The sequence below is a fragment of the Rhizobium sp. R634 genome (assembly GCF_002211305.1).
Lineage (GTDB): Bacteria > Pseudomonadota > Alphaproteobacteria > Rhizobiales > Rhizobiaceae > Rhizobium.
Map to the genome: position 1 here is coordinate 13,996 of NZ_LOKW01000007.1, position 14,203 is coordinate 28,198.

At 62.5% G+C, this 14,203-nt stretch carries 13 protein-coding genes; 2 read left to right on the forward strand and 11 right to left on the reverse strand.

The features are described from left to right. Positions 1 to 105 precede the first annotated feature (105 nt). The 5 genes from pyrC to ATY77_RS10855 form a co-directional block, all read right to left on the reverse strand. A complete protein-coding gene (gene pyrC, locus ATY77_RS10835; RefSeq protein WP_088687314.1) occupies positions 106 to 1,146 on the reverse strand; it encodes a dihydroorotase in 1,041 nt (346 codons plus the stop codon). Between the two features lie 71 nt (positions 1,147 to 1,217). Then, positions 1,218 to 1,850, reverse strand: a complete 633-nt coding sequence (locus ATY77_RS10840; protein WP_088687315.1) for a nucleoside triphosphate hydrolase — start codon at positions 1,848 to 1,850, stop codon at positions 1,218 to 1,220. After that, positions 1,847 to 2,629 carry an ATP-binding cassette domain-containing protein gene (locus ATY77_RS10845; RefSeq protein WP_088676691.1) on the reverse strand — a complete coding sequence of 261 codons (783 nt, stop codon included), beginning with the start codon at positions 2,627 to 2,629 and terminating at the stop codon, positions 1,847 to 1,849. Before ATY77_RS10845 ends, ATY77_RS10840 begins: the two co-directional genes overlap by 4 nt. Positions 2,630 to 2,631: 2 nt before the next feature. Beyond that, positions 2,632 to 3,696, reverse strand: coding sequence for an ABC transporter permease (locus ATY77_RS10850; protein ID WP_088676690.1), 1,065 nt, complete (start codon positions 3,694 to 3,696; stop codon positions 2,632 to 2,634). A 155-nt stretch (positions 3,697 to 3,851) separates the two neighbouring features. Beyond that, the gene (locus tag ATY77_RS10855) at positions 3,852 to 4,871 is read right to left on the reverse strand and encodes a sugar ABC transporter substrate-binding protein (RefSeq protein ID WP_088676967.1); all 1,020 of its coding nucleotides are present in this window, start codon (positions 4,869 to 4,871) and stop codon (positions 3,852 to 3,854) included. Between the two features lie 326 nt (positions 4,872 to 5,197). Here ATY77_RS10855 and ATY77_RS10860 point away from each other — a divergent pair, with 326 nt between their 5' ends. Continuing rightward, positions 5,198 to 6,445 carry an ROK family transcriptional regulator gene (locus ATY77_RS10860; RefSeq protein ID WP_088687316.1) on the forward strand — a complete coding sequence of 416 codons (1,248 nt, stop codon included), beginning with the start codon at positions 5,198 to 5,200 and terminating at the stop codon, positions 6,443 to 6,445. Beyond that, positions 6,429 to 6,899 carry an RbsD/FucU domain-containing protein gene (locus ATY77_RS10865; RefSeq protein WP_088687429.1) on the forward strand — a complete coding sequence of 157 codons (471 nt, stop codon included), beginning with the start codon at positions 6,429 to 6,431 and terminating at the stop codon, positions 6,897 to 6,899. The genes ATY77_RS10860 and ATY77_RS10865 overlap by 17 nt, the downstream gene beginning before the upstream one ends. A gap of 206 nt (positions 6,900 to 7,105) precedes the next feature. Here the strand turns inward: ATY77_RS10865 and ATY77_RS10870 are convergent, their stop codons facing one another. The 6 genes from ATY77_RS10870 to ATY77_RS10900 form a co-directional block, all read right to left on the reverse strand. Continuing rightward, entirely contained in the window at positions 7,106 to 8,143 is a 1,038-nt protein-coding gene (locus ATY77_RS10870) for a 4-hydroxyproline epimerase (RefSeq protein WP_088687317.1), read from the reverse strand. 42 nt (positions 8,144 to 8,185) lie between these two features. Then, positions 8,186 to 9,436: an FAD-dependent oxidoreductase gene (locus ATY77_RS10875; RefSeq protein ID WP_088687318.1), complete on the reverse strand. Its 1,251-nt coding sequence runs from the start codon at positions 9,434 to 9,436 to the stop codon at positions 8,186 to 8,188. A gap of 180 nt (positions 9,437 to 9,616) precedes the next feature. After that, positions 9,617 to 10,894 (reverse strand): alpha/beta hydrolase, encoded by a 1,278-nt coding sequence (locus tag ATY77_RS10880; protein ID WP_088687319.1) that lies wholly within the window; start codon positions 10,892 to 10,894, stop codon positions 9,617 to 9,619. Between the two features lie 428 nt (positions 10,895 to 11,322). Continuing rightward, complete coding sequence (locus ATY77_RS10885) at positions 11,323 to 12,204, reverse strand: aldo/keto reductase (RefSeq protein ID WP_088687320.1); 882 nt, start codon at positions 12,202 to 12,204, stop codon at positions 11,323 to 11,325. A 230-nt stretch (positions 12,205 to 12,434) separates the two neighbouring features. Beyond that, positions 12,435 to 13,073: a TetR family transcriptional regulator gene (locus tag ATY77_RS10895; protein ID WP_088687322.1), complete on the reverse strand. Its 639-nt coding sequence runs from the start codon at positions 13,071 to 13,073 to the stop codon at positions 12,435 to 12,437. Between the two features lie 21 nt (positions 13,074 to 13,094). Then, positions 13,095 to 13,766 carry a methyltransferase domain-containing protein gene (locus ATY77_RS10900; protein ID WP_088687323.1) on the reverse strand — a complete coding sequence of 224 codons (672 nt, stop codon included), beginning with the start codon at positions 13,764 to 13,766 and terminating at the stop codon, positions 13,095 to 13,097. Between the last annotated feature and the right edge of the window lie 437 nt (positions 13,767 to 14,203).

Sequence of the window (14,203 nt, forward strand, 5' to 3'; positions counted from 1 at the left end):
TTCCGTTAAAAAATCATGCACCGCACAAAACAATGTTACGGATTTAACACCGCGCGCAAGGTTTCCGGCAAAAATCTATTTAAAATTGAATATGGGAGGTGAATTTTAGGTTAAAAGCTGCCAGTGCAGCGGAAACATGGGATCGAAAACCGTCACTGGACCAGCTCCGGTTTCTATCTTCGCGGGAAAAACGACCGGCTCGGCCTGCCGTGACAGCGTGATGCGCTCCTCGTTCGGGGCTAGCCCGTACCAGGCCGGCCCGTTCAGCGAGGTGAAGGCTTCGAGCCTGTCGAGAGCGCCCTCTTCCTCGAAGACATGGGCGAGGCAGCTCATCGTGTTGATCGAGGTGTAGATGCCGGCACAGCCGCAGGCGCATTCCTTCAGCGGATCGACATGCGGGGCCGAATCCGTGCCGAGGAAGAAGCGGGCATCACCGCTCACGGCGGCGGCGCGCAGCGCCAGACGGTGGTTTTCGCGCTTGGCGACCGGCAGGCAGTAATAATGCGGACGGATGCCGCCGACGAGGATGGCGTTGCGGTTGATGATCAGATGATGGGTGGTGATCGAGCCGGCGAGATTGCCCTTGGCGGCCTTGATGTAGTCGATGCCGTCCGATGTCGTCACATGTTCCATCGTGACCTTCAGCTCCGGCAGGCGCGTGCGCAGCGGATCGAGCACGGTTTCGATGAAGACGGCTTCGCGATCGAAGATATCGACGTCAGGCGTCGTCACCTCGCCATGGACGCAGAGCGACAGGCCGATCTTCGCCATGCGCTCCAGCACCGGCATCGCCTTTTCCATGTCGCGCACGCCGCCATGCGAATTGGTGGTGGCGCCGGCCGGATAGAGCTTGACGGCAGTGATGAGGCCGCTTCTGGCGCCCTCTTCCACATCGTCCGGGTTTGTATGCTCGGTGAGATAAAGCGTCATCAGCGGCTGGAAGCGATGACCGTCCGGCAGCGCCTTGAGGATGCGCTCGCGATAGGCCCTCGCATCCGCTGTGGTGACGACCGGCGGCACGAGATTGGGCATGATGATGGCGCGGGCGAAGGTGCGGCTCGTATCGGCGATCACGCCTTCCAGCATGGCGCCGTCGCGCAGATGCAGATGCCAGTCGTCAGGGCGGCGGATGGTGATCGATTGCATGGCAGACCTCCGAAGCGATGCGTCTGCGGCCTGATACCACCAACTATTACATCAAGACAATCGCCGTGGCGTTATGCGAGCTCGATCTCCAGCGTCACATCGGCCGGGCGGCGGTTTTCAAGGATCAGGCGGCCGTTCGGCAGGTCGTTGCCGTAGACCTTGGCGCTGGCGGCCTCTTCGCTGAGATTATAGCCGCGCCAGCGCGCCCAGAGCCGCTCCTCGAGCACTTCGATCGGCGGCGCCAGCATGATCGAAAAATCGAAGATGCCGTCGAGTTCGGCCCATTTGCCCTGCGTAAAGAGCAGATAGTTGCCCTCGATGATGATGAAGCGGTCCTTGGGATCGATCGGCCGGGCCGAAGCAATGGCGAGTTCGCGCGAGCGGTCGAATACCGGCACCAGAACCTCCTGGTCGGCCGGCCTGACGGCGCGGACGATATCCAGGAAACCGCGGACATCGAAGGTCTCGGGAATGCCCTTGCGCGCCAGCAGGCCGCGTTCGATCAAGATGGCGTTATCCATATGGAAGCCGTCCATCGGCAGGACTGCGGCGCTTTCGCCCTTGGATTTCAGCGCCGCCGCCAGATTGTCGGCCATCGTCGATTTGCCCGAACCCGGCGGGCCGGCAATGGCGATGAGGAACCGTTTGGCATCGCCGGCGCGGGTAAGCACCTCGCCGGCGATTTCATCGATGCGTGCACTCATGCAGCAACGGGCTCCGTGGGCGCCGCCTTGGCGCCGGTCATGAAGGCGACGGCGTCCGACATGGTGTATTCCTTCGGATTGATCACCGTGAGGCGCCGGCCGAGGCGGTGGATATGGATCCGGTCGGCCACCTCGAAGACATGCGGCATGTTGTGGGAGATCAGCACGATCGGCAGGCCACGGGCACGCACATCGAGGATCAGCTCCAGCACGCGGCGGCTTTCCTTGACACCGAGGGCGGCCGTCGGTTCATCCATGATGATGACCTTCGAGCCGAAGGCGGCGGCGCGGGCAACTGCGACACCCTGGCGCTGACCGCCGGAGAGCGTCTCCACCGCCTGATTGATGTTCTGGATGGTCATCAACCCAAGTTCGGAAAGCTTGTTGCGCGCCAGCTTTTCCATCGCCGGCCGGTCGAGCATGCGGAACAGCGAGCCGAGCGGCCCCTTTTTACGGATCTCGCGACCGAGGAACATGTTGTCGGCGATCGACAGCGCCGGCGACAAAGCGAGGTTCTGGTAGACGGTCTCGATGCCGGCTTCGCGCGCTTCCATCGGCGAGCGGAACTGCACCTGCCGGCCTTCGAGGGTGATCACACCCTCATCCGGGGTGACGGCGCCTGAAATCGCCTTGATCAGCGAGGACTTGCCGGCGCCGTTATCGCCGATGACGGCGAGGATTTCGCCGGGGTAAAGGTCGAAATCGGCATTGTCGAGGGCGGTCACGCGGCCATAACGCTTGACCAGACCGCGGGCGGTGAGAAGGGGTTCGCGAGCCATGATTACACCGAAACCTTTCTGATCCACTGGTCGATGGCGACGGCGGCGATGATCAGCACGCCCGTCAAGAGGACTTTCCATTGCGGGTCAGCGCCGAGCATGTTGAGGCCCATCGACACGACGCCGACAATCATGGCGCCGAAGAGCGTGCCGAGAATGGAGCCGCGGCCGCCGAAGAGCGAGATACCGCCGATCACAGTCGCGGTGATCGCCTGCAGGTTATAATCGGTGACCGCCGAGGAGGGCGAGATCGAGCCGTTGCGGCCGATCGAGACCCAGGCGGCGAAGGCGGCGATGACACCCGAAATCGTATAGACGGTCAGCAGCACTTTCTTGGTCTGGATGCCGGAGAGCTTTGCCGCCTCCGGATCGTCGCCGACCGCATAGACATGCCGCCCCCAGGCGGTGTGATTGAGAATGTACCAGAGCAGGAGGACGAGCAGCACCATGGCGATGACGCCGAGCGTCAGAACGGCACTGCCGACCTTGAAACTCGCGGCGAAAAGATGCAGCAGCGGCGCCTGTTCGTCGACATCGGTATCGCGGATCGTCTCATTGGCGGAATAGATGAAATTCGTCGCCATGACGATATTCCAGGTACCGAGCGTGACGATGAAGGGCGGCAGTTTCATGAAGGCGACGAGGAAGCCGTTCAGCAAGCCGCAGAGGCCGCCGACGAGGAGGCCGCCGATCACGGCGATCGGCGTCGGTATGCCGTAGGTGATGGCGACATTGCCCATGATGACAGCCGAGATCACCATGATGACGCCGATCGAAAGGTCGATGCCGGCGGTCAGGATGACCAACGTCTGGGCGGCGCCGAGAATACCGACGATGGCGATCTGCTGCAGGATCAGCGTCAGCGTATAGGACGAGAAGAACCGTCCGCCGATCGTTGCCCCGAAGATGATGATCGCCAGCACCAGCACGATCAGCGGCACGGCGGCCGGCGTCGAGTGCAGAAAATGCTGCGCACGCTTGATCAGCGAGACGTCCTGGTGCTCGAAGGAGGCGACGTTCTTGTCGCTGCCGTCGAGGACGCGTTCGAATTCCTGAGTTCCGGTCATGGTTCCTCCTCCGCATCCGCGCGCCGAACCCGCGCGGAGGCCGCCACCCATATTCATCCGTTCGTTGCTTAGCCGGTGGGGTGACGGCACATCGTCCGTCCAAAACGGCCGGGGATCAAGCCCCCGGCCGGTATGCTTCAATAATCAGGCAGGGCTCAGCCCCAGCACTTGTCCGTGCCTTCCTTGGTGTCGATCGACTTGACGCCGGAAACCGGCTTGTCGGTGACGAGCGAGACGCCGGTGTCGAAGAAGGACTTGCCTTCGGTCGGCTTCGGCTTTTCACCCGAGTCGGCGAACTTCTTGATCGCCTCGATACCGAGCGACGCCATCAGCAGCGGATATTGCTGCGAGGTGGCGCCGATGACGCCTTCCTTGACCGACTTGACGCCAGGGCAACCGCCGTCGACCGAAACGATCAGCACGTTCTTTTCCATGCCGACGGCCTTCAGCGCCTGATAGGCGCCGACAGCGGCCGGCTCGTTGATCGTGTGGATGACGTTGATGCCCGGATCCTTCTGCAGAAGGTTTTCCATGGCCTTGCGGCCGCCTTCTTCATTGCCGTTGGTCACGTCATGGCCGACGATGCGCTTGTCGTCTTCGTCGCCGATCTTGTCCGGATTCTTCGGGTCGATGCCGAAACCGATCATGAAGCCCTGGTCGCGGAGAACGTCGACCGTCGGCTGCGACGGCGTCAGGTCGAGGAAGCCGACCTTGGCATCTGCAGCCTTGTCGCCGAGCGTTTCCTTGGCCCACTGGCCGATCAGCTTGCCGGCGAGCAGGTTATCGGTGGCGAAGGTGGCGTCGGCGGCGTCAGCCGGCTCGAGCGGCGTGTCGAGTGCGATGACCAGCAGGCCAGCGTCGCGGGCCTTCTTGACCGCAGGCACGATGCCCTTTGTGTCCGAAGCCGTGAGCAGGATGCCCTTCGCGCCGTCGGCGATGCAGCTTTCGATCGCGGCGACCTGGCTTTCGCTGTCACCATCGATCTTGCCGGCGTAAGACTTCAGCGAAACGCCGAGTTCCTTGGCCTTGGCGGTCGCGCCTTCCTTCATCTTGACGAAGAAGGGATTGGTGTCGGTCTTGGTGATGAGGCAGGCGGAAACGTCTGCCGCCATTGCAGGTGCAGAGAAAGCGACGCCGAGCGCGAGCGCGCCGAAAGCGAGAACTGATTTCTTCATGAACTCCTCCCAGAGTTTGCCGGCGCCGCCCATGCGGGCCGGAATTTTCGAGATGTGACACTTCGCTTCGGTCGCTGCCGCTTCCGAAGCCGCCCGTGCCCTTGACGACGGCAATTAAGAGCGAAAGAAATCGGCTTGTCAATAAATAAATCCAATTGAATTATTAATTCGATGTGGCATGCTCAATCGAATTAGGATGTACGGCGTCGCGCCTTTTCAAACGCAGAGACGGCCGCCGTACCGCTTTCAGCTACTGCGTAATTCACCCTCGGATCGATTCCGAACCGAGGGACCATGCAAGAGGCCAACGCTCGGGAGGAGCGGCCATGTCGTCTTTGGATGGGCCGGAACACACACCGGTCCCGCCGCCAATTCTCAATCCGGCCGGGGGTGCGAACCAGGTCAGGGTGCGCGCCTATAACGAGCGGCTCGTGCTGTCGCTGGTGCGCCTCTACGGCGCCCTGTCGAAGGCCGATATCGCGCGCCGCAGCGGCCTGTCGGCGCAGACCGTCTCGGTCATCATGCGGGTCTTGGAAAAGGAGGGGCTACTGTCGCGCGGGGCGCCGGTGCGCGGCCGGGTCGGCCAGCCGTCAATCCCGATGCATCTCAATCCCGACGCGGTCTATTCCTTCGGCCTGAAGATGGGCCGGCGCAGCGCCGATCTGGTGCTGATGGATTTCGTCGGCCGCATCCGCATGCAGCTGCACCAGACCTATGCCTATCCGCTGCCGCATGAAATCCTCGCCTTCGTCACCGCAGGCATCGAGGAGATCGAGAGCCGGCTCGACGACAAGCAGCGCAGCCGCATTGCCGGCCTCGGCATCGCCGCTCCCTTCGAGCTCTGGAACTGGGCCGAGGAAGTCGGCGCGCCGCCCGGCGCCATGGAAGTCTGGCGGGATGTCGACCTGCAGGCCGATATCGCCGCGCGTGTCTCCCATCCCGTCTTCCTGCAGAACGATGCGACCAGCGCCTGCGGCGCCGAGCTCGTCTTCGGCGTCGGCCCCTCCTATCCCGACTTCGTCTATTTCTTCATCGGCTCCTTCATCGGCGGCGGCATCGTGTTGAATTCGGCGATCTTTTCCGGCCGCACCGGCACGGCCGGCGCCATCGGCCCGCTGCCCGTGCGCGACAGGAACGGCGAAACCAAGCAGCTGCTCGAAATCGCCTCGATCTTCGTTTTGGAAAACATGCTGCGCGAGCGCGGCATCGATCCCGAGCCGCTCTGGTATTCCGCTGACGACTGGGTGGATTTCGGCGAGCCGATGGAGATCTGGATCCAGGACACCGCCAAGGCGCTTGCGCAGGCGATCGTCGCCGCCGCCTCCATCGTCGACTTCAGCGCCGCCGTTATCGACGGCGGCTTTCCCCATTGGGTGCGCAGCCGCGTCGTGCAGGCGACGATCGACGAAGCCGCCAAGCTCGACCTGCAGGGCGTCGTGATGCCCGAAATCATCGAAGGCGCGGTCGGCGCGCAGGCCCGCGCCATCGGCGGCGCCAGCCTGCCGATCTTTGCGCGTTATCTCACAGACCAGAACGTACTCTTCAAGGAGGTAGACCATGCTGAAGGGACTTGATCCGCTTCTGAGCCCGGAATTGCTGTTCACGCTGCGCGCCATGGGCCATGGCGACGAGATCGCCATCGTCGACGGCAATTACCCGGGCGTCGAACATGCACGCCGGCTGATCCGTCTCGACGGCCATCGCCTCATTCCGGTGCTCAACGCCGTCCTCAGCGTCCTGCCGATCGACGATTTCGTGCCCGAGGCGATCTTCCGCTCGACCGTCAAGGCCGAGCGCGACAAGCTCGATCCCGTACATGAGGAGATGATCGACTGCTGCGCGCGGCACGAACCGCATCGGCAGGTGGTGCCACTGATAGGCCCGGATTTCTACGGCCGGGTGAAAGCCGCCCATGCGGTGATCCAGACCAGCGAGCCCAGGCTCTATGCCAATATCATCCTGCGCAAGGGGGTGATCTATCCGAAGGAGGCGGGGACGCAGGCGGAGGTGGATCCGTTCGTTTATTAGGTTGCGGGCGATAAGTGATGCCTGGCCTGCGTGTGCCCTTTACCCCTAACCCTCTTCCCGCCTGCGAGGGGACGTGCCCAACGAGAGGTGAGCGAGGAACGGAGAGGCCGCGGCGCGTCCCTTCTCCCCGCTTGCGGGGAGAAGGTGGCGGCAGCCGGATGAGGGGCCGACCCCGCGAATTTCCGCCCCTCAACCTTAGGAAGCGTCTAGATCTCCCCCGCCGACGGCCCCCAGACATCCGTGAGCGCGAAGCCGCCGGGATGCGGGTCGAAAGGGTCGAGGGCCACCTGGGTGAGGCCGAAGGTGAAGCCGCGGCCGGTGATGGTGGGGATAACCGCCGGGCGGCCGGCGACCTCGGTCACCGCCTGCAGGCCGACCTCGAATTCCGAACCGATGATCGATTTCGAGGTGAAGCTGTCGCCGACCTTGGCCTTGCCGCGGGCATAGAGAGTGGCGAGATTGGCGGAATTGCCGGTACCGCAGGGCGAGCGGTCGGCGCGGCCCGGCCACATGGTGGTGCAGGTGCGCACCGTGCCGTCGGCTTCGGTATCGCGGAACATGACGTAGGCGATGCCTGAGATTGCCGGGATCTCGGGATGAACGACCTTGATGTCGCGGTTGATCAGATCCTTGAGGATCATGCCGGCCTGGACGAGGCCGGCGGCATTGGCCTTCTCGATCGTCAGGTTGATCTGGCCGACATCGACGAGCGCATAGAAGATGCCGCCATAGCAGATATCGGCCTTGATCCTTCCCCAATGCGGCGTGTCGATCTCGACGTCGAGCTCATGCACGAAGGACGGCACCATGGTGAGGCGGACCTTCTCGCAGCGCCCGTCGCGACAGGTGGCCGTCGCCTTGACGAGGCCGGCCGCAGTTTCGAGCGTCACGACCGTTTCCGGCTCCTTCATCTCGACGATGCCGGATTCGAGCAGCGCCGTGGTGACGCAAATGGAGTTCGAGCCGGAGCTCGCATGCGCCTGGTCGGGCTGCAGGATGATGAAGGCTGCGTCCGCTTCCGGATGTTTCGCCGGCAGCAGCAGATTAACCGAGCCGATCGGGGCGCCGCGCGGCTCCAGGCAAAGGAAACGGCGAAGCTCGTCGCCCTTCGGATTGGTGTTCAGCCAATGCAGCTGGGCGGCAATGGTATCGCCCGGGATTTTCGGAACGCCGCCGATTGCGACGCGGCCGATTTCACCTTCGGCGTGAACGTCGAGAAGCTGGATCGTGCGCTTCCATCTCATATCGAAACCTCCAGTTCACCCGCCAATGCGGATCGTTCTCAATCAGTACCGGTCTATACGGAACGGGGCCGCATGAACCGACGGCTTCACGCCGCTCACCATATCGCCGATCATCCGCGCTGTCGTTGCGGCATAGGTCAGGCCGAGATGGCCGTGGCCGGTCGCATAAAAGACGCCCGGTATCTTCGAGGACGGCGAAATGATCGGGATCGTATCCGGCAATGCAGGGCGATGGCCCATCCATTCCGTCGTCTCCTCCGCCTTCAAACCGGGAAGCGCGCGCTGGGCGTGGCGAACCAGCACCCGCGGGCGGCGGAAATCCGGAGCGGCATCGAGACCGGCGAGTTCGACATTGCCGCCGACGCGGATGCCGCCCGCCGTCGGCGTCACCATGAAGGCGCGATGCGGCCAGATCACCGAATAGCGCATGGATATGCCGGGCTTCATGATCTGCGTGTGATAGCCGCGCTCGGTTTCGAGCGGGATCGGCTCGCCAAGCTTTGCGGCCAGGAAACGGGTGTGGACGCCGGCGGCCAGCACCACGGAATCGACTTCGACGCGATTGCCATCCTCAAGCAGAGCGATAACGGTGCCGTCACCCCTGCGCTCGATGTTCCTGACGGCGCCGGAGAGGAAGGATGCACCGGCGGCCAACGCCGCATCGGCGAGCTTCACGACGAGCTTGTAGGGATCGCGGATCGACTTGTTGTCGGGGAGCAGCACGGCTTTAGCAATCACTGGGGAAAGTGACGGCTCGTAATATTGGATGGCGCCATTGCTCAAGACCTCGAATTCGAGCCCGTAGCGCTGCATCAGGGCGAGATGGGCGCGATCGGCGGCGAATTCAGCCTCCGTCTCGTAAATCGCCAGGCACCCCTCCTCCGTCATCAATTCGGGTGCGCCGATCGCCTGCAGCATCTCCCTGAAATCGCCGAGCGCCCGGTGCGACAGGCTCATGCCGGCATCCTCGATCTCGCTCAGACGTGAGGGCCGGCCGGCGGCGAGGAAGCGCAGGAACCAGGGCAGCATCTTTGCCGCATAGGAGGGCCGCAGCCAGACCGGGCCTTCCGGATCGATGAGCCAACCGGGAAGCTTCTTCCAGGTCGAAGGACCGGAACCGGCGGCGAAATCGAGCGCGATGCTCGCCATATTGCCGAAAGAGGTGCCGCGTCCCGGCTCGCCTTTGTCGATCAGCGTCACCTGAAGTCCACGCCGCTGCAGCTCGAAAGCGATCGACGCGCCGATCACGCCGGCGCCGACGACGGCCACCCTTTTCTTCGTCTCATTCGCCATGTCATCAACCCACCGCACGGCAGACAGGATTGCCGCAGCGACTCTGATATATCACATCGGCGGCGATGCCTAGAGAATTCCGTTTTCTCCGAAGCACGGAAATTCTCTATCTCTTTGTTTTCACGCAATTCCGAACGCAAAACCGCAGTGCACTTTTGCTGGAATTGCTCTGTGGGATTTTTACTGGCTTTCGGGCAGACCCGCGCCGACGCTGTCGCCGACCGAACCGACGGTATTGTTCATCGATTGGCCGAGGCGCTTCAGCTGGGCATCGTAATTGCGCCGCGTGCGCGGATCGAAGATGGCGATCGGCGTGCTGACGGCGACGCCGACCGCGCTTCCGGCGGTCTGGGCAGCGCCCATCGCCACCGCGCCCACGGCCTCGCCGAGGCCGACATTGGAATCGGTGATGGTCTGGCCGGCGATCAGCCGGTCGCCGATCAGCTTCACCACCTCGGGGCTTTCGGCGAACTTGCCATGGTTAAGCCGGTCGCCGCCCTTGAGCTTGGTGAGGTCGAGCACGGTGATGCCGGCCGCCTCGAGCTTGCTGCGGTAAGGCTCGGCCGAGGGATCGATCTGGCCGAGGCGATCGATATTGCCGGAGATGCGGCGCGACAGGGCCAGCGCCCGATCGTCCTGCGAGACGAAGATGGTGAAATGCGGCTTGTCCTTGCCAAGGCTTGCGAACTGGCGGCCGAAGACGTCGACATCGAGATCCGGCGAGGCGAGGATGACATTGTTGATCTTGCCGGCGACGTGGCCGTTGCGGATCGCCATCTGCCGGAGCGCCTCGACGGTCAGCCACGTGCCCATCGAATGGGCCATGACGGTGATGTCGCCGACGGCGGGATTGGCGGCGGTGCGGGTCAGCAGCTCCTCCAGCGCGTCGCGCGAGTAGTTGGTGCTTTCCTTGTCGTAATTGTAGTCGAAGATGCTGGCGCGCGAAGGCCAGGTGAAGACGACGGGGGCGACGTCGGCATGCGAATCGTGAACGATCTGGGCGAAGCGGTAGACGGCATCCTCATAGCGATTGTTGAAGCCGTGCACGAAGACCAGCACGCGGCGGCTTTTCGGCATATGCGTCTTCAGCCAGGTCTCGCCCGCCCGCTCCCCTTCCAGCGGATCGACGGACACGGTGACGAAATCGCGCAAGGGGTCGGCCGGCAGGCGTTTTGGCCACTGCACCTGGCCAACCTTGCGGTTGGCATCCGGCGGGATGGAGACATCAACGGCGTTGACAGCAAGCCCGGTGCCGCGTTCGCCGGAGAAGAGCACGGCGGGATTATCGTCGGCAGCCCGCGTCGTCGCCACCAGCAGGTCGACCTTCGACGTGCCCGACGGCACTGTACCGGCCGCCTGCATGACACCGACCGGCCTGCCACCGCAGCCGGCGAGTACAAGCGCTGCCGCCAGAAGGCCTGCCATGGTTGCATGGGAGACGCGCCATTTGCCGATCATGATCAAACTCCAACCGGTGCGCGCACCGGACAGGCGGCGCCCGTTCAAATAGTCCGACGGCGCTTATCGAGTCAAACCAGACGAGATGGAAAGTCTGAGCGGAAAAAGAAAAGAGCCTGGCGCGGGAGGAGGTGCGCCAGGCTCTTGATCCTGACCGACAACTGGGAGGAGGAGTGTTGTCAGTCCGATGTAAGAGCGCTGGGAGGAGGAGTGCGCTGCTTACGGAGATATAAGTACCCCATTCATTTGATCGGGAATAGCGAAATTACCGCAATGCAGCAATGCGCTGAATGCAAGGCTTGCCGTGAAAATAACAGGTGACCGCCTCATTTTACAGCATGTTTGACCAGATGGTCGAAATTGTGCCGAAAAATGCACCGGCGAACGGCCGCACGCGTGGCGCGACCGTTTTATTCTTGTAGCGCCCGTCATGCGGCCTTGAAGAGCTTTTTGCCTTCGGCGTCCAGAGCCGAAAATTCTTCATCCGAGAGCACGATATCCACGGCCGCGACGTTTTCCTCGAGATGCTTGACCTTGGAGGTGCCGGGGATCGGCAGCATCACGGGGCTGCGCTTCAGCACCCAGGCGAGCGCGATCTGGCTCGGTGCGGCGCCGTGCTTCCTGGCAATCGTATCGAGCAGGGAGCCCGGCTTGGCGAGATCGCCGGCAGCGAGCGGATACCAAGGGATGAAGCCGATATTGTGCTTGGCGCAGTAATCGAGGACATCCTCGCTGGTGCGGTCAACGAGATTGTAGCGGTTCTGGACGGTTGCGACCTTAAAGTGCTTCGAGGCGGCCTCGATATCGGCGACGGAGACTTCGCTCAGACCCGCATGGCGGATGAGACCGGCATCGAGCAGCGATTTGATCGCATCGAATTGCTCCTTGGCCGGGACCTTCGGGTCGATGCGATGCAGCTGCCAGAGATCGATTTGCTCGAGCCCCAGATTGCGCAGGCTCTTATGCGCCTGCTGGATCAGATATTCGGGCCGGCCGACCGGCAGCCAGATATCGGGGCCGTGGCGGGTGAGGCCGCCCTTGGTGGCGATGATGGATTTGCCGCCATAGGGATGCAGCGCCTCCTTGATCAGCCACTCCGAAACATCCGGACCATAAGAATCGGCCGTATCGATGAAGTTGACGCCGAGATCCGGCAGGCGCTTGAGCGTGCGGATGGACTCGTCGTGATCGTCCGGCTTGCCCCAGATACCCTTGCCGGTGACGCGCATGGCGCCGAAACCGAGACGATTGATCTCGATATCGCCGCCGATCTTGAAGGTGCCTGACTTGTCTGCGTTATGACTGGACATGATCGTTCCTCTCCTGGTGAAAAAATCATTCAAAATCGGTAGAACCGTCGGAAGCGGCAAATGCTTTTCGAATTCGAAATTTCGCTGGATCGATGGCGAAGCCCGGCATGGCGATGACCCGCCGATCGAGGTGATAGGAAGAAATGTGGCCGCTGCGACGCCTGAGCATATAGGAAGGCGCCAAGCCGGATAACAGTGACGGGTCTGAAAATTGCCTGCGATGTGAGGCCTCAAGAGCGCCGGCTTTTCACCTCGTCGCCGAATTCCGCCAGCGTCTTCCAGAGTTCGGCGAAAGTCTCCTCTGCAAAATCTTGCAGAGAGGCGCCCGGCGGACGCTGCTGGCAGAGTTCACCACCAACGCGCATCGCGCCGATGACGATCGCCGCAAGGATGCGCATGCGGGGACCTTCAGCCGCATCGTTTCCCTTGCGCTGGAGTAGCGCCTCGGCGAGCTTCTGTTCGAGCTTGGCGTATTTCAATTGGTCGCGGGCCTTCAAGGCCGGCGTGCCCCGAATGAGTTCATGCAGCGCCATGCCCCTCTCGTCGGCGGAAGCGACAAGGGTCGCCATGATCGCCGCCTCCACCGCCTTGACGGAGGGCTCTTCCGCCGGCCTTGCCGCAACCGCCGCCATCAGGCGATCGGCGAAGGAATCCTGCCAGGCGAAAACGACCTCTTCCTTGGATGGGAAATAATCGAAGAAGCTGCGCTTGGAGATATCGGCCGCCTCGGTAATGTCCTCAATCGTCGTGGCGTCGAAGCCGCGCTCCAGAAAGAGGCTCATGGCAGCCTGCTCGATGCGCTCGCGCGTCTGCCGCCGTTTGCGTTCCCGTCTGCCTTCCGTCGATTGCGTCCGCTTGCTCTCAGCCATTCCTGCCCGGCATCATTCTGTTCAGCCGCCCGTTTGGTCGGAAAAGGCAGCGATATCCTCGATCTCGGCTTCGCTGCCACGATATCTGACGCGCTCACGCGAGAGTTCCAGCGGTTTGCGGCGCGAAATTCTGTAGACGGAGGCCGGCGGCAGATTCCGTACCGTGCCGCCGATGCGCACCGCCTTCAGGCCGAGGCGATCGAGAATTGGTCTCGGCACCGGGCAGCGCGGGCCATAGGTAAACTGATAGACGGCTCCGCCCGGCCGCATATAGGTGAAGGCGCCGGCAAGGATCGACGCGATCTTGCGCGGCGACATGGAGAGCAGCGGCAGGCCGCTGATCACGGCGCCGACCGGTTCGCCCTCGAAGATATCGGCCTGGGCGAGATGGGCCGCGTCCATCTGCAGGACACGTGCGGCCGGAAAACGAGCCTGCAGCGCCGCGATGAATTCCGGGCCGTATTCGATCAGCGTCAGATCGGCTTCGCTCACGCCGCGCCCCAGAAGCGCGCGGGTGAAAACGCCCGTGCCGGGACCGAGTTCGATGATCGGCCCGTCCAGCGCGGCAATTTCGCTCGTCATGATCCTGGCAAGAGAATCACCAGACGGTGCGATGGCGGCGACGCGAAGAGGGTTGCTGATCCAGGAGCGAAAAAAGTGCAGGAAATCGGAGCATGCAGTTTTTGCGATCATGATATCCCGCCTGTCTGAAATTCGATTGACTATGAATGCGACCATCGCGGCGAGCGTGGCAATTCCAAGGCAAACGCCAGGCCCTTGGCGTTCATCTTCTCGACGACGTCGCCCAGAAGCAATCGATGTATTTTTTCATCTATAGAATTTTTGCATTTAGTGCAATGTTTTCTTGTCATGCCTTTCAGATGGGTGACCTAGCGGTGATCAACCGGAGCACTCACGGGCAGGTTCGAGCAGGAAAACCCGGATGAGCAGCTGGACCACTGATCAGATACCGGACCAACCCAGCTGGACCGCCGTGCGCTTCCGACATTGTTCGCGGCGACCGCAGCCGAGGCGGAGGGCGGCGTCATATGCGGTCCGGACGGCTTTTATGAAATGAAGGGCTTGCCGAAACTCGCAAAGATCGCTCCGGCCGGGCGTGAGAAAGCGGT